At 66.8% G+C, this 1,125-nt stretch carries 1 protein-coding gene; it reads left to right on the top strand.

The features are described from left to right. The coding region (locus BMX85_RS29840) for a condensation domain-containing protein (protein ID WP_143068124.1) at window positions 1-1,125 on the top strand (1,125 nt) is incomplete at both ends.

The raw sequence follows: 1,125 nt of genomic DNA on the forward strand, positions 1-1,125 counted from the left end.
GTGGCCGGCGACGGTCTGGCGCGCGGTTATCTCGGCCGCCCCGGCCTGAGCGCGGAGCGCTTCATCGCCGATCCGTTCGGCGCCGATGGCGAGCGGTTGTACCGCACCGGCGACCTGGTTCGCTGGAATCAGGACGGCCAGCTGGAATACCTGGGCCGTATCGACCACCAGGTCAAGATCCGTGGCTTCCGCATCGAGCTGGGAGAGATCGAGGCGCAATTGCTGGCACAGGCGGACGTGCGCGAGGCGGTGGTGCTAGCCCTGGATGGTCCGGCCGGCGCGCGCCTGGTGGGTTACGTCTCGGCGCAGGCCGGACAAACACTGGTCGCGGCCGAGCTGCGCGAGAAACTGGGCGAAACGCTGCCCGACTACATGGTGCCGTCGGCCATCGTGGTGATGGATGCGCTGCCGATCAACGCCAATGGCAAGGTTGATCGCAAGGCGCTGCCGGAGCCGGGTTTTGAAAGCGCCGGCCAGTACGAGGCACCGCAGGGGGACACGGAAGTGGCGCTGGCCGCCATCTGGGCCGATATTCTGGGCATCGAGCGGGTCGGACGTCACGACAACTTCTTTGAGCTGGGAGGCCACTCGCTGCTGGCGTTGAGCGTCTTGGAGCGCATGCGCGCGCGCGGCATGGCGGTGCAGGTGCGCACGCTGTTCCAACAACCGGTGCTGGCGGCCTTCGCGCAATCGGTCGCCCGAGACGAGGACCGGCGCGATGTGGTGGTGCCGTCTAATCTGATCCCTGCGGATTGCGACGCGATCACGCCGGAGATGCTAACCCTGATCGACCTCGACGTCGAACAGATCGCGCGCATCGAGGCGGCGGTGCCGGGCGGCGCCGCCAATATCCAGGATATCTATCCGCTGGCTCCCCTGCAGGAGGGGATTTTGTTCCACCACATGCTGCAAGGCGAGGGCGACGCCTATGTCACCCAGCAGCTGCTGGGCTTCGACAGCCGCGAAAGGCTGGAGCGCTTCATCGCCAGTTTCAACCAGGTGATCGCGCGTCACGACATCCTGCGGACGGCGGTGTTGTGGGAAGGCCTGGCGGAGCCGGTGCAGGTGGTTGTGCGCCATGCGGAGCTGGCCATCGAGTGGTTGCCTGCCGTGGCGGGCGGAGAC

The sequence above is a fragment of the Duganella sp. CF517 genome, assembly GCF_900110275.1.
GTDB lineage: Bacteria > Pseudomonadota > Gammaproteobacteria > Burkholderiales > Burkholderiaceae_D > Rugamonas.